Genomic DNA, 22,339 nt, shown 5'->3' on the forward strand with positions numbered 1-22,339 from the left:
TATGCGTTTATTACCCGCAGTTCGAGTGCAAGAGGTCGATTTTAGTGTTTCTGACGAATATCGCCTGCTAGCTCAAGATGATAGCGATGGTGCCGTAGTCACTTTTGTCGGCAAAGTGCGTGATTTTAACGATGGTGCCGCGGTGACAGACTTAACCTTAGAGCACTATCCGGGCATGACCGAAGCCGTGTTAGAACAAATCGTTGCCGAGGCGCGTAGCCGCTGGCCGCTCAATAAAGTGACGGTTATTCACCGTGTCGGTACTATGGCTCTGGGTGAGCAGATTGTGTTTATCGGCGTAACCAGCGCCCATCGCAAGGCCGCTTTTGCTGCCTGTGAATTCTTAATCGACTTTTTAAAAACCAAAGCGCCATTCTGGAAATTAGAAGCGGGCGAGCAAGGTAAAAGTTGGGTTGAAGCGAAAGATGCCGATGAACAGGCGGCTAAGCTATGGCAACACAAAGACTAGTCGCGTGGCAGAGATACTCGTAGTCGCAACGCAGCTTGCCAGTTTAAGACCCGCGCGAATATTGCACTAAGGTGACCCAATGCAGAGTTTGACCCGTTTCTTCCATACCTGTGTTTTTGCATTACTCTGGTGCTTGGCGGTCGCGCCATCGTTCAGTCGAGCGGCGGATAATACAGGGATTCCCGCAATTGCCGCTGCCTCAGATTTACGTTTTGCCCTCGATGATATTAGCCAAAAATTTACCAATGAAACTGGGCTAAAAGTAAAAATATCCTATGGATCATCGGGCAATTTTGCTACTCAAATCCAAAACGGTGCGCCCTATGAATTATTTTTATCTGCGGATGAAAAATATATTCAACAATTGCATAGTGCTGGCGTTGCCCGCGATGCTGGCGTGCTTTATGCCCAAGGGCAACTCGCTATTGTTGTACCTAAAACTGGTCGTTTGTCCGTTGATCCTGAACTTAAGGGGTTAGCTGAAGCACTCACTGCAGGAAAAATTACCCGTTTTGCTATTGCTAATCCTGATCACGCTCCCTATGGCGAAAAGGCCAAAGAAGCATTGCAGTTTGTGCAGTTGTGGGATGTGATTCAACCTAAATTGATCCTTGGGGAAAATGTGTCCCAAGCAGGGCAGTTTGCGATTAGTGGTTCAACCCAGGGCGGGATTATTGCGCTCTCTTTAGCTATGTCTCCTACTTTTGCCAAACATAGTGATTACGCCATAGTGCCAGCAAAAATGCATAGCCCACTGTTTCAGCGTATGGCATTAATGGCCAAGGCGAGTGAAACTGCTCAGCATTTTTACGATTATTTAAGAGCCGATAGTGCCCGTCGTGTTTTGGCCGATTATGGTTTTTCATTGCCAGAGCAACCATGATGGATTGGCAGGCACTTTGGTTATCGGTCAAGCTGAGTGGCATCACAGTTTTAGTGTTGATTCCTCTAGCTATATTGGCTGGACGGGCATTAGCCTATCGTCAATTTGTCGGCAAATCTTGGGTCGAGGCGCTGATCATGGTGCCCTTAGTATTACCGCCGACTGTGATTGGTTATTACTTGCTGGTGGGGCTTGGCAGTCAAAGTTGGCTCGGACAATGGATTGAGCAAGTCATGGGTCAGCAACTCGTGTTTCACTTTTCTGGTCTGGTTATCGCCTCCGTTTTAGTCAATATTCCCTTCGCAGTGCAGCCGATACAACGCGCCTTTGAAACTGTACCTAATGATGTTCGCGACGCAGCGGCTTGTTGCGGTATGAGTCGACTTAAAATTCTACTTAAAATTGAATTGCCTATGGTGTGGCCGGGTGTGTTAACGGCATTAGTTTTGTGCTTCTCCCATGTGCTTGGGGAGTTTGGCGTTGTGCTGATGATGGGCGGCAATATTGCTGGCGAGACCAAGACGATTTCGATTGCAATTTATGACAGTGTGCAATCATTCGATTTTAATGCTGCTGGCACTATGTCATTAGTCTTATTGCTGTTTGCCGTGACGGCGTTAGCACTAACAACCAGTCTATCGCGGCGTTTAGGAGGTCAGCGTGGCGCAAATCATCGCTGATCTGCAGTGTCAGATCCAAAATCATAAACACATTAAACTCAACGCCGATTTTCGCTGTAAAGCGGGTGAAGTACTTGCTGTGGTAGGGCCGTCTGGCGGTGGAAAAACCACGCTGCTACGGATGATCGCTGGGTTGAATCATCCCGATACGGGACAAATCCACTTTGGCGATCGACCTTGGTTTGATGATAAAGCGCGCATCGCCTTAAGCCCGCAGCAACGCCATATCGGTTATATGCCACAGCATTTTGGACTATTTCCTAACCTTACCGCCCTAGAGAATGTGGTTGCTGGGCTTGATCATATTCCCAAGGCTGAGCGCATACCGCGCGCGAAAGATTGGCTCGAACGGGTCAATCTACAGGGATTACCCGATAGATTACCGGCGCATTTATCGGGCGGCCAGCGCCAGCGCGTTGCGCTTGCCAGAGCGCTTGCCCGCGAACCGTCGGTTTTGTTGCTGGATGAGCCTTTTTCTGCGGTGGACAGGGAAACTCGCGAGCGTTTATACCTTGAGCTTGCGCGCCTCAAAGAGCAGTTACTCTGCCCAGTGATTATGGTCACCCATGACTTAAATGAAGCCTTACTGCTGGCCGATTCGATGATTTTGATCAGCCAAGGCAAGATGCTGCAGCAAGGTGCACCTTTCGAGGTATTGTCGCGGCCACGAAATGAAGCTGTAGCTAGGCAGATGGGGCTAAGAAATATTTTTGATGGTGAAGTGGTATTTCAAGACTGCACTAAAAATCTCACTTGGCTTAAATTTGGTGAACAGCTAATTGCCTGCGACTATGGCAAAGATCGCCCTGTGGGAAGTCGAGTCCGTTGGGTTATCCCCAATCAAGGTATTCGTTTTAATTCGATTTCCAAAGGGCGTTTATGCCGCAGTTTTAATAAATTAGATGTCACGATCGACGCTATGCTGGTGATGGGCGAATCCGTTCGGCTTATCTGCTACGTCACTGGCACCCCATTACAACTTAACACTGAAGTTTCGCTGCATTTTGCCCAAAAGCTTGCTCTTACTAAGGGGATGCAAACTACGGTGGCACTCAAATCCGAACAAATTCATATTTTGGAATAGCTTAGCCCTTAGTCCACCATGATAACTTTGAGTAAACCTGCCACCATATTAGGTGCGATTTCGCATTATCGCGTCTAGCTCACTTATCAATTGGGCTATTGTTGTTTGAAATTGAGCTAATTCCGCTTCAGCATTATTATTTCCCTGTTGCCTGATTTTTTCTTCGAGTATCCAAGCGTGCTCCGCTATTGATGTGAGCCCTAACATACTGATAGTTCCCGCACTTCTATGGATCTTATCCGCAAGTTGAGGTGCTTTAAGTTGAATATCCTGAAGTGAGGTTTCGAGCTCAGTTTTAAACATTAATAACATTTTGCTTAATGTCTCTTCCCGACCAAAGGCATCCTCTAATATTTTTATATCGATAAGTGCTGGTTTTGCAGAGGGTAGCCATTTCAAAAGCATTTCATACAGCTCATCTAAGTGCAGTGGTTTTGCCAGTAAGTCATCCATCCCAACTGCGATGCACCTTTGCTTCTGCTCATTTAGCACGTTGGCCGTGAGTGCGATGATGGGAATATGTTGCCCCTCAATTTCCTGCGATCTCATTTGTTTGGCAAAAGTGTAGCCATCCATCACTGGCATGCGGCAATCGCATAGCACTAAGTCATATTGAGCCTTTTGCATGAGGGCGAGCGCTTGGGCACCGTTATCTGCAATATCACATGTTAGGCGTAGCTGTTTCAGCTGTCGCTGCACCAATATCTGATTAAGTTGATGATCTTCAACTAATAATATTTTGCATTCTGGCCAGTTAAACTTAAATTGAATATCCCTTTGCGGGGTTGAGACGATAGTATCAATCCACCCCATGTTGATGTAACACACATCCTTCACAGCTTGCGATGTTAAGGGGTTAGCATTCAATAAACATTGCTCATTTTGATACCTATAACCCAGTGCTTCATTGAAGTGAGTGCAGAGTATATGTTGCCGATCATCCGAAGCATTATCAGTAAACAACAGGTCTGCATTGGCTTTATTCTCTGTTAATACAATGCCTAATGAAGCTAAATGCCAAGATAAAGTGTGACGTAGTTTTATATCGCCGATGGCGATATATGCTTTTAATCCCTGTAACTGCTCATCAAATTCATTCTGAGCCACCACAGGTAACCGAATGCGTAAACCAATAAATGTGCCTAAATGAGGGGCGCTATTCAGGATGATGTCGCCGCCCATCATTTCGGCGAGTGTATGGCTAATGGCAAGGCCCAAACCTGCACCACCATAGCTACGTGTTGTCGAGACATCAGCTTGCTCAAAAATATTGAATATTCGCGCTTGAGTCTCAGTGTTCATGCCGATACCCGTATCTTGTACGCCAATGAGCAGTAATTGTTGACCTTCTTGTTCGGCTTCAAGCTTGACTGAGACTTCAATAAACCCGCGTTCAGTGAATTTAATGGCGTTATTTACCCAATTGAATAGGATTTGCTTTATGCGAAGACTGTCTCCTGTTACCCGTGCAGCTACGCCTTGGTCAACGTGTAAGTAGAGGCTTAAGCCTTTGGTGCGTAAATCATTCATGACCATATTAAGCGTACTATCGAGAACTTCACGTAATAGAATAGGGGTTGATTCTAAGCGCATTTTCCCCATGTCTATTTTAGAGAAATCGAGAATGTTATTAATGATCTGGAGGATTTCTTCCGCGCCATTACTAATGATTTGCACCATTTGTTTTTGTTCTATGCCAAGAGGGGTAAAGCTGAGTTGCTCTGCCATACCCACGAGCCCATTCATGGGCGTGCGGATCTCATGGCTCATGGCTGCGAGAAACTCAGCTTTTCTTTTAGTGGCTTGCTCGGCGTTTTCTTTTGCGATGGCTAAAGCATTTTCGACGATGCGCCGTTTATTGATTTCTTGCCTGAGTTTTAAATAGGCTATGGTTAAGCCGCCAATGAAAAGCAGTAAACCTATCGCAATCGGCAGTAGTGTTTTGAGTAAAGTGTGCCAAGAGATGCCTTCGCTGTAATTTACGGCTAGCCAAGTATTGCGGATCTGCTGTTTTTCTTTCTCACTCATACTGGAGAAAACACGGTTAATTAATGGGATAAGTGGCCAATAAGGTTCACGAACGGCAACAGCGAGTTCATCTTTATAAGGCGTTGGTGCCGCTACTCGTAATTCATCGTCAAATTTGTCGTCGATAAGCATAGTCACAACGGCCAAATTACCTATGTAAGCCGCAGCTTTGCCCTTTGCGACTAAGGTCAGACCTTCGTCGGGATTGGCAGAAACTACAACATCGATATTCGGATAGGCTTTTTTAATGCTTGGCAGCAGTAGATTATCTGTGATGACCACGCGTTGAAAGTTCAGTTCTGACAGCCCCGCGATTCGCGGACTGTTGCGGGCAGTGGCTATAACAATAGGGAAAGACGTAAACACTTCGCTCATGTGCCAGTCTGGATATTGTGCTTTCAATCGCGTTGGAATAATGGCGAGATCAATCTCATGGTTAACGAGTGCGCTTTGGATTTCATCCCACGTTCTGGTTTTTTGTGCCGCATAATCTAGCCCTAGTTTTTCTCTAAATTGCTCAAGGTAATCAGCAAGTAAACCAACCAAGATGCCTTTATTGTTAACCGAAGAGAATGGCATCCAATGACTTACAAATCCGACTCTGAGTGAAGGTAAACCTGCCAGCCATTCGCGTTCATTGGGTCTAAGTAGAAAATTACTGTGGCCTAAAAAATGAAGATCGCCCATACCCAGCCAAGTCACTTCGAGAGCATTGCGCTCTTCTACACTCAGAGCCATTAAGGCGTTATCGAGTTGTGTTACAAGCAGGCTATTGTTCTTCGTGATCCCTAAATGTAAGTTTTCCATCATCAGGGGGGCTTGGGCAACGATAAGAAGTTCAGGGTGTGCGCTAATGTATTGGTTAGCAACATGAAGATTACCGATATAGGCATCGGTCGTTTTATCAATGACGGAGGAAAGTGCTTGTTCTGTATTAGAAAATGTTACTTCTGTTACGGTTGGATAATGCAGTTTGACTAATTTCTCAGTCGAGAATCCTTTTTCAACGGCGATCCGAGCTTGGCCAAATTCACTCACATCGCGAAAAAATCGGCTGTCGTAACGGATAACGACAACAGTAGGGGAGGTGTAGTATGAGCGGCTAAACATAAGGCATTGAGTACGTTCAACAGTACGAAAAGCGTCAAGCAAGACATCGACTTCCCCATTACAGCCAGCAGAATAGAGGCTCATCCAATTGGGATAAACCTTCCAGTCAATTTGATAATTAAGATTTTTGGCGAGCAGTTGTATGAGTTCGACACTAAATCCCGTTGTTATCTGGTCATTAATTTGTTGAAAAGGTCCCCAGCCGTTGGCGAGTACGCCTACTCTAATTGTTGTGGTTTTGGGCTGTTCGGCATGTGTGATAAAAGTCATGCATAGCAGGGATAAGCAACTGAAGATGCAAAGAAGTTGGTAACGCATTTTTTGAGTCGCACTCATCTCTATGACCAAAGTGTATTAAGTCTCGAAAAAAACACCGATGCCAAGTAGTATAGATAAGGCATCCATAAGTTCACATTATCACAGGAGTTATATATGGCTTTTAAGATCATCCTTGCCGACGATCACCCTATTATACTCACTGGCGTGCGTAGTTTAATGGCTGAAATGCAGCCAAGTTGTGACATTGTTGCTGAAGCAAATAATGTTTCCGAATTATGGAGTACATTAGAACAACATGAATGTGACTTATTGATCACAGACTTTAGTATGCCTAATGATGACAATGTTGATGGTATGGCCATGATTAAACAGCTGAGACGAAAATATCCAAACTTACCCATAATAGTGTTGACGCAAGTGCATAATTTAGGTGTATTACAAGCGCTGTTACAGCTTGGAATACAAGGCTTATTATTAAAAAAATCAGTCATTGCCGAATTAGAGAAAACAGTTAAAAAAGTATTGTTAGGCTCTGTTTACATTGGCGAAACCGTCCGTGAATTATTAAATGAACAAGGTATTAATCAATATGCCATCCCAGTTGAACTTTCATTGAAAGAACTAGAAGTGGTACGTTTACTGGCAAATGGTATGTCAGTAACTCAAGTTGCCAGTTATTTACACCGCAGTGTAAAAACCATTAGCACCCAAAAAACCAATGCGATGCAAAAACTCGGTTTAAAAAGTGACAGTGAGTTGTTTCATTATGCACAGCAACAGGGCTTATTTTAATGTTAAAGTGGGGGGATTTCAGCCTCGAACATAATCGTCACATCCCCTTGGTAAGTACTTCCTGGATATTTCATCATTTCAGTTAAGTTGGCTTTGTCAATTTCAAATGCAATTTTTCTTTTTACGCCAATGTATATGCCATCATTGAATAGGCGGTGTTTTGATTTAGTCAATGGTGCATGCTCGCCTAAGCCTGTTACATAGCTGACATTAAGATCTATTTTGTGATTATTTTTAATATTATTTAGTTGGCATTTGTTGTTATTTTGATATTGGCAGTAACTAAGAGATACGTTAGCCTCTGCACTTTTCCATAATCTAAATGGTAATTCTGCTTTTAAATTAGGTGGGGTTTTACCGCTGTTTATCCATGGTGCCCAGCCCTTGGGTGGCTGCAAGATCACTTTATTGCTGCCAGCTGGGAACTCAACCTTAAGTTGATGCGTGACCCTTAAGGTAAATTCTATCGTTACGTTTGAGTCTGAATAGGTTGCATCACCAAAGTCGAGATCTTTATTGCGTCCAAGGCTCAACGTTAAGCTGCCCTTATAAGTGCCATTTTCCATTTTTAAAGGATCGGGGGGTTGCAGCTTATAGCCAATATAAATCCTTTGGAGAGTAATGTTTTTTGAGGTGAATGTGGTGTTGAATATATTGTTGTAACAAACCCCCCCTGATTTTTGGTTAGCATTCTTTATATCATAGAAATATTCAAATCTACTTGGGCTAGCCCAAGTTTCTTGTCTAAAACTACAATCACCCTGCACAGTTTTTTCTAGCCAAAGTGTCCCATTCGTGCCAGCTTCTCTTATAATATTTGGTATTTGAGCTGCGCCAATTTGCGTTAATTTGAACTTCATTTTATGGACGTTGCCACTTCCCATTTTAGTTAACTCAACGGTCTTTTCGCCGGTAAATTTCTGATAGGTAATGGCATGTTCCAATTTATCATCATTGCTGACGAGTCGTGAGGTAATCTTTATTGGTATATTTATGGCCTGCTCTTTTTCTAGTGAGGCAGTGCCGTTACACCAGAATCCTTCCGCTTGCCATTCTACTGAACATGGTGTCGTGTTAATAAACTTACTACCATTAATATCATAGGGTGCAGGTTTATATTCAGCAGTAACCTGAATGGTGGCGGCCTCTGTTAATGGGCTGAGTAGTAGATATCCCATCAAAACATATAAAGGGTAACGATAATTCACTTGGCTAGGTTCTCTGTTAATGTTTGCTGTGCCCATGATTGGGCATTACAAGTGATATTGCCTAATAGCAATAGATTCTGTTCACGTTTTACTCGGTGTAAATCGAGTTCAAGGTTGCACTCTTGTATACCTTGATACTCCACTTGCAAGCTCGGATGGTGTTCACTCATTTCGACGGCAAAAAAGCCATCGGCCTCACTCAAGCTTCGTCCCGCATGGTTGGCGATAAGTGCGCCTTTAAGCGGCAATCCCTGTTGATCAACCAAGCGGCCAATCACAGTGACAGTCTTCATGACTCTGATTTGTTGGTAACTGACGCCTCCCTTATTGAGGTGGTAGTGCAATACGCTCGGTTGGATGACTGAAGGTGTGTCATCAAAGTCCTGTATGGCGAGTTGTACGCTACCACTGCGATAGGCGGTCACTGGCACTAAGTTGCGCCCAGGCTTTAAGGTGACACTGCCACCGTGCTCATCTTCTGCTTGTAAAAGGATGTCTGGGGTATCAGCCATGACATCGATTATCATGCCTGCATCGTGGTTTTGGCTTTGGCCTGAGATACTGAGTTCACCCTGTTGCCCCAGTGCAACCATACTATCGAGGTTTATGCCGCCTGTGATGCCGCTGTTATAGGACGATGACTGTGCATAGGCATCCCCGCTAACAATATCGTTGCTAAAGCGGCTATTGGCGGTTGCACCAACCCCATAGCTATCCGTGTTTAGCCCCATCCCTATGGTTTCAATGCCACGCCAGTCTAGTTGCTGTTGGTAATCAACATAGGCATGCTGTTCTTGCCCGCCAGAACGTGAAGTTCTGCTGCCTAAGCCACCACCCATTCGACGCGTTTGATCGCCTAAGTTCATACTGAAATAAAGTGCTCCGCCTTGGTCGCGCTGGCCTGAAGTGTTAATGCTGCCAGGACGATCGAACGCATTTAAACTCCAGCTCATTTGGCGTCCCCAGAGTTTGCCGCTGTACTGCCAACCTAAATCAATGCTTTGACCTTGCTCGGATTGATGTGACAAATAGGCCGAAACAGAGTGACCATTTCCTAAGTTATGTTGCAAAGATACACTCGTCTTTTGGGGATTAGAGTTCGTGATATCACTACTTTGCGATTGATTGAGCTGTTGCTGATGGCTGAGTACAAAGCTGCCGTGTCTATAGCTATAAACTGCTTGTAAATCAAAATCGCTGCCCTGTTGTTCATTCATCACCCAGTTACCAAAAAAGCGCAGTTGTTGGTTCCAGTCCCAATCAGCCGAAATGCTGTAGTGCCAACCTTTATCCATAAATTGAGCCGCGGCGCCAATGATGATCGCCGGTGTTAATAAGTAGTTTGCGAGTACCCCCGTGCTGAGTCCGCGTCTGCTTTCATCATCCCAATTCGTTATATCTTGTAACTTTTCTCCAGCAAACAAGTTCACCCGAAAGGGTTCTTCAGTGTTTTGCCATTGAGTGGGTTTGTTAATGATTTCTCGACGACGTTCAGTGACTTGGCCATCTTCTAGAATCCGAATTTCAACTTCATATATGCCAGATGGTAATACCTTAGTATCAATGGCTTGTAAGCCTGCGTTAATTTGTTGCGAGTTGATCAATTGTCCATTTTGGTAGATTTCTACCACACCTGCACGATTCGGAGTGACATAAATGGGTGTTGCACTGGCATAGGCTTGATCGACCAATAACTGATTAGAGTCACCCAACATCACGCCCATCACAGCTTGTGAGCTGCCGCTATAAATGATGGGCTGACGAACTAAACCTTGGGCATAAGGGGAGAAATACCCGAGTCGATAGAAGTGTCCTTCGTTTTGACGTTCTGTATACAACTGTTGAATAGTCGAGTTGAGTGTCTCTTCATTATTTTGAGTGACTTCACCTTCAAGTAGTGTGGTCCACTGGCCTAAACTTGCTTGGGCTTGCAAATTATAACGGCCTGCGTAATCGCTCTCATTGGATTGACTCCAATTGAGTTGTTGTCGAAATAGCGCGCCGTAGCTTCCCTGTTCAGGCAAGGCATAGTAGTGCGAGCTTGATGGCTGCTTTTCGATATTGGCCGTTAAAATGGATAATTGAGAGTTCTCCAAATTATATTCAATCGCTAATATGCCGCCCTGACAGTCTTTTGGGCACAAACCCAACTTATGTTTTTGGTTTAATTGCGCTATCCATAATTGTTGCTGACGTTCGTCAAGATCGCTTTCGCTCACGTCAATGAGTTTTAATAGTTGCACACTGGTATCGAGTCCTAACACTATTTCACCTTCGCCAAGCAATTTATTATCGATGGTGATTCTTACTGTTAATGGGGCATTAAAAAAATGCTCAGAAAATCCATCGGGCAAGTCTTGATATTGCCTTAGCAGTTTGAGTGAGTCTGATGGCGTATTATTCGCCAAAGAGCAAGAGCTAAAGATTAGCGTTGCGATCAGAATAGTCAGGATTAAAGATGACAAGTGTGTTGCCTCATATCGAAAAAATGAAAAGCATGAGTCGTTAACTTGAAAATTAATAAAGCTCCCTTTGCGGGAGCTTTTTTGAAATTTAACTTAATAAATCTCTATGGTTTTTTAGGTGGTGTTTCAGATTCGAAAATCATATTGACCATGCCTTGGTAGTTACCTGCGACATAGCCGCTTGCTGGGACAGTTGGAATGATCTCTAGTCCAAGGGTTTTACCCGTTTTAGCATTGTCGACATCGACTAATTCTGTCGCAGATGTCTTCAGTTCAATACCGCCCACTTTTACTGTTAGTGCAATATTATCATTGCCACTGGCGATAATGGCTGGGTTTGATAAGTAACCCGTAATAGCACCAATGGTACTTTTCACTTCTAGTTGCTTATTTAATTGATCTAGTTTTTTTGTATGGACGTTATATGCTAACTTTTGCTGGCTGTTGATCCAGTTATCATTGCCTGTTGGTTGCACAAAAAAGTTCTCTGACGGAATTTGTGCAATCACAGTGACTTGATGTTCAATCTTTTCAGCCGCAAAAGAGTTCATGGCCACTAATAAGGCAATTGGGGTCGCCTTCCATATTTTCATAACAGTCTCCTTTTAGGGGTGCATTAGTTACCAATAACTATGCTTTTGGTTTTATCACCTTCAATTAATTGGAAGTGATAGCTTTCGTTACTATTTTTTACCAGTTGTTTTTTTGAACCGGGTAAAATATGCAATTTTGTCGCAGTGGAACACTCTTTGGTTTTTTTGTTACATGATTCAAAAAATCTAAAATAATAGTCGTATTCCCATTATTTTTTATTTCTGCGCTATTTGTGTTTTCTGTTATTTCAGTCGAGTATTTAGGTTCTTCTGGGGTGATAAATAAAAATGCCCCATAACCTGTTAGTATTTGTATTCCGGCAGTGAGTTCTTCACGATTTTTTTCAGTTTTTTGCTCATCAAATCCATCATTGTTTTTTGGCTGCACTGGTACAAAGCGAACTCTAAAGTAACGTTCAGTTTCTTTTTTATCTAAGAATAACAATCTCGTTGCTTGTACTCCCTTGGCTGGAATAATTAAGCGAGACGGGCTAGCTATCAAGGCGCGGTTTTCTGCGTCTTGTTCAGGCACTTCATAGGGTTGGCCATTTTCATCATATTTTATTTCGTTAATCGATATTTTAATAAATGCGGTTGAATCGCCCATGTTCATTATTTTTTTCAAATAAGTGGTTTTATTGCTAGGCATGTAGTCAAATAAGGTGCCTATGCTTATTTCTGCCGCCTCATAAACTTGAGAGCTATAAAAAATAATACCAAACAGTGCTAAATATAATCGCATTATTATTGATTTACCTTGTATTAAGTTACCTTGGTTTCATGTTTATTTGATGTTGCTATGGGTTGATTTTTGATTGGATTAACATTTAGCTGTATTTTATATGGGGGATTTTTGTGCGTTAATAGGATTAGTCCTATAATAAAGTGCAGTGATTTTTTGTTTTTAGGATTTATCTGATAGAAGCGAGTGCCAATTTAGTTAAAATAAATCAGATTATTAATATTCTGTAGGTATCTATGCTGTCAGTTAAGCGTAAAAAAGTGAGTGAAGATATTACAAGCTGCATTATGTCTGATGTGGTTATGCCTTTTTATCAGCCTATTATCGGGATTGATAAAACCGTTATAGGATATGAAGCACTTGCACGCCGTTGGGATGCCAAGCGTCATGCATATACAGGTATTGATTTTTTATTGTTAGATAAAAATGCTGCTTTGCACATTGATATATGGATGTTGAGGTCGATTATCAAAGACTTACCGCGATTAGCCGATCAAGGTGTTGGCATACTGTCCATTAATTTAAATCCTATGCCATACAGTGTGACTTACCAAAATTTATTACAAATGCTGTTGCTTCAAGCAAAAGTGCTGTGCATCAAAATTTGGTTTGAAGTGTTAGAACACACTTTATTAGATGATAAACAGCATGAATTGATTGAAATGTTACGGGCACGAGGAGCCTGCATCGTACTGGATGATTTTGGCACCCAAGAATGTAATTTCTTGCGTATGATGGTATTGCCCTATGATGTCATCAAGTTAGACCGTTCCCTTTTGCTGCAAGCTTGTCGCTCTTCACATTCAATGCGTATGTTGACGAGCTTAGTTGAGTATTTACAGCGATTAGGAATGCAGGTTGTTTGTGAAGGTGTGGAGACTTTGACGCACATTGATGTGGCAACCTTATTGGGATGCGATTATCAACAGGGGTATGCCTATGCTATGCCTGCGCCGATTTCACACTGGGATCGTTAGGGCGAATCACGCATTAGCTGCAAATTAACTGAGGCTGTTTATTTCGTTTTTCGCTTACCGAGTAATCCAATCCAAAATGTCCCTTCCAATAGCATGCCTAAGATGATGAACACCAATGCACTGGTGGCGCTGCCATAGGCATAAGCGCTTAATGCTGCTATTAGTAACAAGCTTAAGCTTATCCATCGTATGACTGGTTTCATTTTCGCTCCGATTAAAAAATACCATTACCTGATGCTAAGTTATCGACTTTAGTCGAGGGCGATTTATTTGCCAATCCCACTTTTTAATGACACAGATAGACTAAAATACCCGCTAAAATTCAATCCTCTTGATTCTAAATGGCGAAATTGAGGGTTATCACTGAAAATGTCATGTTTAAAAATCCTCAGATGATCAAAGCTTAATCTTGTTTCCATCGGTGTTTAAGCTGGTATTAGGTAGACTTTACACATTAGCCACAAAATGATTTAGTGTTTGGCTTATCAGCGATTTAGGTTCTGTTGACGTTGGATTTCAGATCAATTGATGGCCGAACCAGAGTTAACGCTGACACAGTGTGATTCTATATCCAGTGGTAAATTGTGAGGGATTAGCTTGGAATTGCATACAGGCGCAATAGGTCCATCGACTTCTAACTGATTGTCTCATAAGATACAAACTTAGCTGATTTAAATGGAGGGGCCATGAGACTATGGTTGCTAGGATTCATGTTGGTATCTGGTGTCGCAACGGCGGCTCAGAGCATGTATTCGATGTTTGCGGGTGGAGACTATGTACCGCCGTTGAGCGTTATGCAGCAGATTGAAAAAGGGTTCTCCGGTGTGATTGCCGAATTTCATATGGAAGAGCAAGAGGGTGAATTAGTCTATCAATTTGAGTTAATTAATCCTTTAGCAAACTCTATAACGCGGTTTGAATATCGTGCCCGTGATGGTAAGTTACTGAAACAAAAGGCGAGTAAAGTAAGCGCCGATGATCTGGGTGAGGTTGAGGCAACGCGTATGATCGCGGCAAAAGATCAAACCTTTTCAGGTCTAATCGTTAAGGCCACTAAAGATCATAAAGCCTTCTTAACCGAAGCAAAGTTAGACCACGACTTAGGTATCAGTTATTTAGAACTTAAGCTGCTAGACGATACGGGTAAGTTTAAGTTGGCCTTTGATGTCGAAAATTTACGACCGTTACCTTTACTCAAGTGGGATTGAAATATCTAAGTCAATCGAGTGCTCATACGAGTGCTTAAGATTGAGGAGCGCAACATACAGATGAAAATACTTTTAGTTGAAGATGATGCGACGACGATTGATTACATCGTCAAAGGATTTCTTGAGCAGGGCCACAATATCGAAACGGCGAGCGATGGTCATCAAGGCCTGTCACTCGCGACGAGTAGTCAGTACGATCTCGTGATCCTCGACCGCATGTTACCTCAGCTCGATGGCTTAAAATTGCTGGCCGCCTTAAGGGCAACGGGTAATCAAACACCAGTGCTGATTTTATCCGCTTTAGCGCACGTTGATGAGCGAGTAAAAGGCCTGCGCGCGGGCGGCGACGATTATATGACTAAGCCGTTTGCTTTCTCCGAGTTATTAGTTCGCGCTGAAAAACTGATGCACCGTGGGCAATCTGTGCCTGTGACAACTGATCTCGTTGTTGGTGGTTTGAAGATGGAGTTACTGACCCGTAATGTCACTTTAGACGGGCAGGAGTTGATGCTACAGCCAAAAGAGTTCCAGTTACTTAAGTATCTGATGGAACATGCTAATCAAGTTATTAGCCGCACCTTATTGTTCGAAGCAGTGTGGGATTATCACTTCGACCCGCGCACGAACGTCATCGATGTGCATATCGCAAAATTACGCCGTAAATTTGAAGAGTTAGGCCATGGCGAGCTTATCGAAACCGTGAGGGGAGCGGGTTATCGCTTACGACAAAGGCATTAAGCCTTACCAAAGCAGCGCCTGGCGCATCACAATCGTTTTTTCGACCTTAGTGATAGTGATCATCGGGGCGTTGCTATTTGCCCTTTATCGACAGTTGATTATTGAGCAGCAGTATCAAGTGACTCAATATTTAGAGTCAGAGACCCAACGTTATCAGCAACTTGCCCTAACGGTTGATCGCCGTAGTTTTGCCGCTCAAATCCGCGCCGCCGATCCACAAACGGCCCTGATCGCTTGGCGTAATAGCTACGATATGGTCGGTGCCTTGAGCTTTATGCCCGAAGGCATGCCCATGCTGCCGCAAACGCGGGATTTTCCTATCTTAACTGGTGGCCCAGATAAGCTGCATATTCTTACCGGCGGCCTAGTGATGACCCGTTACGGCCCAGTGTTGATTGCGACCCGTACCGATAACTTAGCGACATTAATTGATAAGTTTATCAGTGCCGCTGCAACGGCTGTCATGCTTACCGTAGTGTTGACTTTAGCGCTCGGCTATCTGTTTTCTAAGGCGATTTTACGTCGATTAGTGCAATACAACCGCTTGAGTGAACAGATTGAACGCGGTCACTACGACACCCGCTTACCCTTGAGTTGGCGTCAGGATGAGTTCGATATGTTGGCGCTGCAGTTTAATAATGTGCTGGATATTCTCGAAAATAACCTGATGGCAGTGCGTGGTGCGACCGATAATATCGCCCATGATTTACGTACTCCACTGTCACATATCCGTATTGGTATTGAAGAGTTGGCGAGTAAGCCGAGCAACGAGATTAGCGAAGGTTGCGCCATTTTGACCGAGGAGCTCGATCATTGTTTAGCGACGTTTGATGCCATGTTGTCGCTCACGCGTATCGAAGAAGGTCAGCAGACACTCGATTTGCAGGAGTTAAGCCTAGCGCAACTGTGTACTGACTTATTGGATATGGCCGATGCTGTGGCTGAATCTAACGAGCAAACCTTGAGTTTATCGTTACTGACAGATCATAAGGTTTTTGGTGATAAATACTTATTATTCCAAGCTTTATATAATCTTGTCGATAATGCGATGAAGTATTCTGGCCAAGGTGCGCGGATTGAGATTATTCAGTCAGGCCCACAAATTCAGATCCGTGATAATGGCCCTGGTATTCCAGATGAGAGTAAAGAAAGAGTGTTCGAACGTTTAGTGCGCCTCGACCCTAGCCGGCATTTACAGGGCACTGGTTTAGGATTATCTATGGTCAAAGCGATTCTCTCACGGCACAATGCCAAAATTAATCTCACGGATAATCATCCAGGCTTAGTCGTCACTATTCAGTTTTAAGTCGATGATCCGCATTACAACGTCGAGTACTCCATGTATCGAATCATAGCCGATGAGGCTGATTTTATTGTTATTTCCAAATCAGCCAAAGTGCATTTCCACAGCCAGGATGGGACTGCAGGCGTGGTGGCGCAGGCTGAGCAAGATTTAGGGATTAAGCTTTTTGCTGTTCATCGACTCGATACGCCCACGTCCGGTCTGTTGATTCTGGCTAAGAGCGCGGTCGCCGCTAAGCAATTTACTGAGCTGTTTACCGCCCATAAAGTGCAGAAATATTACCTCGCCCTCGCGAAAGGCAAGCCGAAGAAGAAGCAAGGCTGGGTGATTGGTGACATGGCAAAGTCGCGTCGTAGCATGTTTAAGTTACTGCGGACTAAAGAGAATCCAGCGATTACGCAGTTTTTCTCCTTGAGTGTTGGTGAGGGGTTGCGTTTATATTTGCTTAAACCCCACTCAGGTAAAACCCATCAATTAAGAGTTGCCTTGGCGAGCTTAGGTGTACCCATTTTAGGGGATGATTTATACGGCGGTGAGGCAGCTGATCGGTGTTATCTGCATGCCTATTGTCTGCATTTTCGCTATGGTGATGACGTGACAGGTTGGCATGATTACGCTTATCGGGATTTGCCGACTCAAGGTGAGCATTTTGGCGCTGAAGGTGTCACTGAGGCGCTAGTTTCATGGCGTGAGCCCGATACTTTGGCTTGGCCTGCGAAAGGAGATTAATCTTTGCAGCGTTATGTTGCGAAAGCCTAGCAAGCTTGGCAAATACGGTCTCTGCCCTCAGATTTTGCGCGGTACATAGCTTGGTCTGCTTGAATGAGTAGTTTGTCAGGTTGGCATCCTTGATAAATCGTGGCGTAACCTAAACTGGCATGGATTTTAATCGTAACACCTTGCCAGATAAATGAATTTTCCTTAAGTACTTGATGCAATTTCTCGGCGACGACTCTGGCCGCGGGTGCATCAGTCGCGGGTAAAATCACCAGAAACTCCTCTCCACCATGACGACATAGGGCGTCATTTTCTCGCAATACCGATCCAAACAGTCTCGCCGCCGTCAGCAGGGCGAGATCGCCCGCATCGTGCCCATATTGATCGTTGATATCTTTAAAATGATCAAGATCCAATAAAATCATACTGTAAGGTACTTTATCCCGCAGCCAGCGTTGATGGATATTGTTTAAAAACTTATGCATAGCACGGCGATTCCACAGGCCTGTAAGTTGGTCCCGCTCCGCTAACATGCGGATTTTACTGACAAGCCGAGTCATGGCATTACCTATCATCACGATATTGATCAATAGGGCCAGAAATACATAGAACCAAAGCACAGGTATGGCTTCTTGCGTGTGCATGGCGATAAACATCGAACTTTCTTCGGGAGAGAGTAAGGCGATAAAGATACGAATGATAAAAATACCCACCATGGCGACTAAGGGCATGACCATAGCGATGGCAACTCGATTTCCCGTATCGCGTTTGATGGCAAGATAGTTATCTCGAGTTAACATGGCGAAAATGAGCGCGGCGCAGGCTGAGAATACGATGGCCAAAATGCGTTCGGAGCTGAAATTAGGTGGAACCAAGAGCATCACACCAGCGGTGAGTGCTAAAAGAATAAGATCCGATTTTACGCTGGGCTTGAGTCTAAAAAGCGCCTTTGTTCCCCAACGCGCTAGAATGAAGCCAAATAAAATCGCCATATCCGAGCAGAACCAAAAAAAGTAACTGGAGGCTTCGGTGCGTTGGCTGTTGAGTATGATGCCAAGGAGGACGAACAAGTTCGCCAGAGAAAAGCGCATACTGGCTTGAGTGGCAATTTTTAAAGGTTGTGCAATGAGTCCCCATGCGACGGCAGCCGTGCTAGTAAGCAGGCAAATAAACTTGATGAGTAATAAGGCTTGGGGATCAAATATCATTCTTTTACTTCATATTTTTCTTTAACTATAGATGCTTTTAGGGATTTTCGGTTGGAGTTTGCTGGATATCTTAGTCTACTTTGTACAGATAATGAGTTGAATATCCTTTTTCATTTTAGGGAATGGTAAGGGCCTTCATTTAGGCTGCGGCTGGGATTATTTACGCCTTGCAAACTAAAAGGTTTGCAAATTCTGAGTCTTCCTGCGAAGTTAGATCTTGTTGATTTGCCTACAATCTCCGTTTTGAGGATGTTCTGTTATGGATACAAATAAACTACTTTTAGTCATTATTGCGATTTTATTGCCGCCAGTTGCTGTATTTTTGAAGGCGGGAGCGGGTAAAGATCTGCTAATAAACATAGTGTTATGTTTACTGTTCTGGTTCCCTGGTTTATTACACGCACTCTGGGTCGTGACCAAGGCATAATTTGCTTTCTTCCACACAATAAAAAAGCGCAATGTAATTGCGCTTTTTTATGTTTCAAAATGGGTCTTTCACTTAGAAAGGCAAGGTGTAGCCTATTGTTGCAGTACGTCCCATCCCTTTGAAATAACGATCATTTGTACCCATGGTTTGTGAGTAATAATTGAAATAATCCTTATTAAATAGATTTTGCAAACCTAGGCTCAGGGTGCCAGTGTAAAGCGGCATTGAGAAGGAAGCATCGACTGTCGTGTAACCATCAAACTCTGCATACTTATTGCCCGCCGCGTTTTTAAAATCGCGGTCCATGTAGTAATTGGCTTGAACGCGGGTCGACATTTCATTATCGAAGCTATGGGTCCAGAACAGGTTGATACGGTTTGGCGAAATATTTGCACCATCGAGATCGGTATCGACTTGGCTATCACCATTTGAATCGTATTCCCCCTGCTGGAAGGCGATATTCATGCCGAGATCATCATTGCTGGTAATGTAGGCGGTGACATTGGCTTCAATACCATCGATCACACTCTTTTCGCGCTTCACGTCGTAGAAACCATCACTATTTAAGGCCAAACGTGAGCCAAAATCAGTAGCGGAACGATAGTAAGCTAGCTTGGCGCTTAAGTATTTACCTTGGTAATCGGCGCCGACTTCAACGTTATCTGTGACGATCGGTGTGAGCGCCAGTGAGCCATCTATGCTGGGATTATCGCCGGGGAAGCTTTTACCATCACGCAGAATTCGGCCGATATCCGGCATGCCAAAACCTTGGTTATAGCTGGTATAAACGCGAATGTCAGGAGTGATTTTATAAGAGATACCGACGTTAAATAAGGTTTCATCGAAGGTGGCTGAACCGCCCGCAATTTGCTTATTGCCTGCACCCCATAGGGTTTTGTAGTCATCGACACTTAACTCGGCATGTTCGTAACGAACACCAGTCGATAAGGTTAAATTTTCAATTAAGTCATAATCTAACTGCAAGTAAGGCGCGACGTTGTCATAGGTACTTTCGGGAACCCATGAAAAGCCAGTTTTTACTAAATCTTGCTCAGTGGTATCGCGAAAAAGGTCGACACCGTAGGCCGCATCAATTCCTGATCCAGCAATATCCTTAGCGATCAAGGCGCTTTTTAAACCCCATTTAACCGAAGAGTTACGCGATTGCTCGTAGTACAAGCTTTCGCCTTTACTGCCGATACCGCATTGGATGACTTGATCGCTGTCTTCGAAGGATGGATCGTAGAAGCTATCGAAACAGCCACCGCCATAAACCGCTTTAAAATCTTGATTAAAGAGTTGCAGGCTAAGTTGTTGGCCACCAATATTGGCGTGGGTGTAAGTCAAACTTGTGGTGGTCACTTGGTTGTTGGCGGCTTCCCATGGCTGAGTTTCTTTAACTGCACCTGTGGGGACACCATTGGGCTTGTCACCTGCAACGGGCATCCAATCGCCATTGTTGTCTGCATTGTAATGGTTAACCATTAATTCAAGGCGAGACTCATCGAAGTTATGGCCAAGCTTGATGAAGAAGTCTTTACTCTGACTATCCATCGACTCGCCTTGAGTCGTGTCGACACCCACTACGTTATGATTGGCATCGTAATAGACGCCATTATTGCGGTAGCTAACCGAACCTATCATGTCGATAAATTCTGACTCGCCAGAAAACGCATAGCTAGCACCAAAGCTTAAGCCGTTGGATTTCATTGAATCAGGCACTGTGACATCGAAACTAGCAACCTGTTCGCTGTCGCCTGTAGGCTTTTTAGTGATGTAGTTGATGATGCCGCCTTGGGCACCGAGACCATGCATGGCATTGGCGCCGTGAATGATTTCGATGCGCTCAATCATGGCAGGATCTATGGTTTGTCCCTCTCTACCACCACTGCGAAGTGGGTTCGATTGAGGCACGCCGTCGATCATAATCAATGGCGGACGACCACGCAGGGTTTCACCTGTGTTACTCATCTTCTGGCTGCTCGGTGAAAAGCTAGGCGCTAAGTTACCGATAATCGTCGATAAATCTTTAGTGGTGCGGAACTGTTCTTCTAATTGGGCACGGTCGATGATAGTGACAGTATTGGGGATCGAGCTGGGAGATTTATCCATTCGACTTGCGGTGACAGTGATTTTTTCTATGTCTTTATTTTTGTTGTTTGGACTGTTGTCGGTGGCATCTTGGGCCGCAGCGGATTGGGTTAACGCTGCCAATACGGCTAAAGCAACAAACGAGGTTTTGAATGTCATATAACTTCCTGCTAAGGGCGAATGAGTTTGTTACACCGGCTCCCTTGGCATAGGTTAATATTCCATTAAATTGTATTGCAAATGATAACGATTTTTATTATTTGCGATTTTAGGGGAGGAATTACAGCTTGTCTAGTCACGCCATACAGGAAATTACATGATTTGACGACAGTATGAATAAATTGCGACACAGCACTCGGTATCGAGAGATTTTACCGTAAAGGCCATACATATAATGCGATTTCATGTCGGTAAGGCATTACCTTTTTTGGCATTTGTCTTTGATTTAGGAGATCTATGCTTAGTCGCATGTTTGATTATTTGATTGGGCTACGCGTTTGCCTTAGTGCTTTCGATTGTCTGGCGTGTTGATGGAAGGCTATAATCGCACCCCTTTATACCGTATCTCGCATTGGTACTCTGATGAACCGTAAAAAGAAGATTAATCAAACCTTGAAGAGCAAAGCAAAAAAGGCCAATGCCAAACTGCAATCTAGCAATAAACCTAAATATATTGCGAAGGCAGAGAGAGAAGCATTAGCTGCGGCAGTTGAGCATGAAATCCCATCAAAAACCGCAGAACCTCAGCTTGATATTGGACTGCCAATAAGCTGATTAAAGTAAGTAGTTAAGCCTATAGTGCAGTTAAATACTCGATAGGGTTTTGATAAAAGGCCTTTTTATAACCTTGGGTTGAAGTATCCATCAGCCAAGGTTTAGGCAATAAGCTCAAAATGGAATAGTGCAAATGGGGCGGTTTACCTTGTGCATTGCCCGTATCGCCGACAGTACCCAAAGTGTCACCTTGGTAGGCAATCAATCCCGTGGCTGATTCAATTTGTGCTAAATGGGCAAAGTAATGAATTTGCCATTTCGGACCTAAACCAACCACCACATTTCCTCCTTTGAAGAAGTCACCTCGATACAAGATCAGCATAGGCGTTGGCGCAATCACTGCGGTGTTTTTGGCGGCGAAAATATCTATCCCCTTGTGAACGCCCGATGGACCCCAAGGTTCATACCAAAAGGTTTGGCTGTTCCAATCTTTACTGCTGGCACCTTTTACTGGGATCGCGGGTGACTCAGGGATCAGGTAACCACCAAGTAGCAGTAACGTCAGCGCTAATCCAACATATTTCAATTTCATTTTTTATCCTGCATTAAGTGTTTGCGTACCT

At 43.9% G+C, this 22,339-nt stretch carries 21 protein-coding genes; 12 read left to right on the forward strand and 9 right to left on the reverse strand.

From position 1 onward, the window contains the following. Nucleotide 1: 1 nt before the first annotated feature. From moaE to L5M10_RS04470, 4 genes are all read left to right on the forward strand, one after another. Nucleotides 2-469, forward strand: a complete 468-nt coding sequence (moaE, locus tag L5M10_RS04455) for a molybdopterin synthase catalytic subunit MoaE (RefSeq protein WP_263147854.1) — start codon at nucleotides 2-4, stop codon at nucleotides 467-469. A 79-nt stretch (nucleotides 470-548) separates the two neighbouring features. After that, nucleotides 549-1,352, forward strand: a complete 804-nt coding sequence (gene modA / locus L5M10_RS04460; RefSeq protein ID WP_263183889.1) for a molybdate ABC transporter substrate-binding protein — start codon at nucleotides 549-551, stop codon at nucleotides 1,350-1,352. Next, nucleotides 1,352-2,032 carry a molybdate ABC transporter permease subunit gene (modB, locus tag L5M10_RS04465; RefSeq protein ID WP_105251087.1) on the forward strand — a complete coding sequence of 227 codons (681 nt, stop codon included), beginning with the start codon at nucleotides 1,352-1,354 and terminating at the stop codon, nucleotides 2,030-2,032. The genes modA and modB overlap by 1 nt, the downstream gene beginning before the upstream one ends. Then, entirely contained in the window at nucleotides 2,013-3,116 is a 1,104-nt protein-coding gene (locus tag L5M10_RS04470; protein WP_212600245.1) for an ABC transporter ATP-binding protein, read from the forward strand. The genes modB and L5M10_RS04470 overlap by 20 nt, the downstream gene beginning before the upstream one ends. A gap of 48 nt (nucleotides 3,117-3,164) precedes the next feature. On the opposite strand, the gene L5M10_RS04475 is transcribed toward L5M10_RS04470, so the two are convergent. Next, entirely contained in the window at nucleotides 3,165-6,590 is a 3,426-nt protein-coding gene (locus L5M10_RS04475; RefSeq protein ID WP_263254917.1) for a response regulator, read from the reverse strand. A 96-nt stretch (nucleotides 6,591-6,686) separates the two neighbouring features. Here L5M10_RS04475 and L5M10_RS04480 point away from each other — a divergent pair, with 96 nt between their 5' ends. Next, nucleotides 6,687-7,325, forward strand: a complete 639-nt coding sequence (locus tag L5M10_RS04480; RefSeq protein WP_263237579.1) for a response regulator transcription factor — start codon at nucleotides 6,687-6,689, stop codon at nucleotides 7,323-7,325. A 2-nt stretch (nucleotides 7,326-7,327) separates the two neighbouring features. Here L5M10_RS04480 and L5M10_RS04485 read toward each other — a convergent pair whose 3' ends face one another. The 4 genes from L5M10_RS04485 to L5M10_RS04500 all read right to left on the reverse strand — a co-directional run bounded on the left by L5M10_RS04485 (nucleotide 7,328) and on the right by L5M10_RS04500 (nucleotide 12,333). After that, nucleotides 7,328-8,569, reverse strand: coding sequence for a hypothetical protein (locus L5M10_RS04485; RefSeq protein ID WP_263237578.1), 1,242 nt, complete (start codon nucleotides 8,567-8,569; stop codon nucleotides 7,328-7,330). Then, nucleotides 8,530-10,998, reverse strand: a complete 2,469-nt coding sequence (locus L5M10_RS04490) for a fimbrial biogenesis outer membrane usher protein (RefSeq protein ID WP_263237577.1) — start codon at nucleotides 10,996-10,998, stop codon at nucleotides 8,530-8,532. The genes L5M10_RS04485 and L5M10_RS04490 overlap by 40 nt, the downstream gene beginning before the upstream one ends. Nucleotides 10,999-11,102: 104 nt before the next feature. Beyond that, a complete protein-coding gene (locus L5M10_RS04495) occupies nucleotides 11,103-11,591 on the reverse strand; it encodes a fimbrial protein (RefSeq protein ID WP_263237575.1) in 489 nt (162 codons plus the stop codon). A 97-nt stretch (nucleotides 11,592-11,688) separates the two neighbouring features. Continuing rightward, on the reverse strand, nucleotides 11,689-12,333 hold the full coding sequence (locus L5M10_RS04500) for a hypothetical protein (RefSeq protein WP_263254918.1): 645 nt from the start codon (nucleotides 12,331-12,333) through the stop codon (nucleotides 11,689-11,691). 236 nt (nucleotides 12,334-12,569) lie between these two features. On the opposite strand from L5M10_RS04500, the gene L5M10_RS04505 reads away from it, so the two are divergent. Beyond that, entirely contained in the window at nucleotides 12,570-13,310 is a 741-nt protein-coding gene (locus tag L5M10_RS04505; RefSeq protein ID WP_263237572.1) for an EAL domain-containing protein, read from the forward strand. 38 nt (nucleotides 13,311-13,348) lie between these two features. Here the strand turns inward: L5M10_RS04505 and L5M10_RS04510 are convergent, their stop codons facing one another. Continuing rightward, on the reverse strand, nucleotides 13,349-13,513 hold the full coding sequence (locus tag L5M10_RS04510; RefSeq protein WP_105251095.1) for a hypothetical protein: 165 nt from the start codon (nucleotides 13,511-13,513) through the stop codon (nucleotides 13,349-13,351). Between the two features lie 483 nt (nucleotides 13,514-13,996). On the opposite strand from L5M10_RS04510, the gene L5M10_RS04515 reads away from it, so the two are divergent. Genes L5M10_RS04515 through L5M10_RS04530 form a run of 4 tightly spaced genes read left to right on the forward strand, consistent with a single transcriptional unit; the run spans nucleotide 13,997 to nucleotide 17,288 of the window. Beyond that, nucleotides 13,997-14,518 (forward strand): hypothetical protein, encoded by a 522-nt coding sequence (locus tag L5M10_RS04515; protein WP_113941345.1) that lies wholly within the window; start codon nucleotides 13,997-13,999, stop codon nucleotides 14,516-14,518. A gap of 60 nt (nucleotides 14,519-14,578) precedes the next feature. Further along, nucleotides 14,579-15,256, forward strand: a complete 678-nt coding sequence (locus tag L5M10_RS04520; RefSeq protein WP_006079763.1) for a response regulator transcription factor — start codon at nucleotides 14,579-14,581, stop codon at nucleotides 15,254-15,256. Nucleotides 15,257-15,305: 49 nt separating this feature from the next. Next, nucleotides 15,306-16,562, forward strand: coding sequence for a sensor histidine kinase (locus L5M10_RS04525; RefSeq protein ID WP_105251097.1), 1,257 nt, complete (start codon nucleotides 15,306-15,308; stop codon nucleotides 16,560-16,562). A 33-nt stretch (nucleotides 16,563-16,595) separates the two neighbouring features. Continuing rightward, on the forward strand, nucleotides 16,596-17,288 hold the full coding sequence (locus L5M10_RS04530; protein WP_263254919.1) for a TIGR01621 family pseudouridine synthase: 693 nt from the start codon (nucleotides 16,596-16,598) through the stop codon (nucleotides 17,286-17,288). Nucleotides 17,289-17,314: 26 nt separating this feature from the next. On the opposite strand, the gene L5M10_RS04535 is transcribed toward L5M10_RS04530, so the two are convergent. Next, nucleotides 17,315-18,484: a GGDEF domain-containing protein gene (locus L5M10_RS04535; RefSeq protein WP_263254920.1), complete on the reverse strand. Its 1,170-nt coding sequence runs from the start codon at nucleotides 18,482-18,484 to the stop codon at nucleotides 17,315-17,317. Between the two features lie 259 nt (nucleotides 18,485-18,743). On the opposite strand from L5M10_RS04535, the gene L5M10_RS04540 reads away from it, so the two are divergent. Beyond that, nucleotides 18,744-18,911 (forward strand): YqaE/Pmp3 family membrane protein, encoded by a 168-nt coding sequence (locus L5M10_RS04540; RefSeq protein ID WP_006079767.1) that lies wholly within the window; start codon nucleotides 18,744-18,746, stop codon nucleotides 18,909-18,911. 72 nt (nucleotides 18,912-18,983) lie between these two features. Here L5M10_RS04540 and L5M10_RS04545 read toward each other — a convergent pair whose 3' ends face one another. After that, entirely contained in the window at nucleotides 18,984-21,161 is a 2,178-nt protein-coding gene (locus L5M10_RS04545; protein WP_263254921.1) for a TonB-dependent receptor, read from the reverse strand. 423 nt (nucleotides 21,162-21,584) lie between these two features. On the opposite strand from L5M10_RS04545, the gene L5M10_RS04550 reads away from it, so the two are divergent. Continuing rightward, nucleotides 21,585-21,776 (forward strand): DUF2986 domain-containing protein, encoded by a 192-nt coding sequence (locus L5M10_RS04550; RefSeq protein WP_219234725.1) that lies wholly within the window; start codon nucleotides 21,585-21,587, stop codon nucleotides 21,774-21,776. A 19-nt stretch (nucleotides 21,777-21,795) separates the two neighbouring features. Here the strand turns inward: L5M10_RS04550 and L5M10_RS04555 are convergent, their stop codons facing one another. Continuing rightward, nucleotides 21,796-22,308 (reverse strand): M23 family metallopeptidase, encoded by a 513-nt coding sequence (locus tag L5M10_RS04555; RefSeq protein ID WP_168826445.1) that lies wholly within the window; start codon nucleotides 22,306-22,308, stop codon nucleotides 21,796-21,798. Nucleotides 22,309-22,339 lie beyond the last annotated feature (31 nt).

Source organism: Shewanella sp. SM32, from assembly GCF_025654235.1.
GTDB classification, from domain to species: domain Bacteria; phylum Pseudomonadota; class Gammaproteobacteria; order Enterobacterales; family Shewanellaceae; genus Shewanella; species Shewanella oncorhynchi.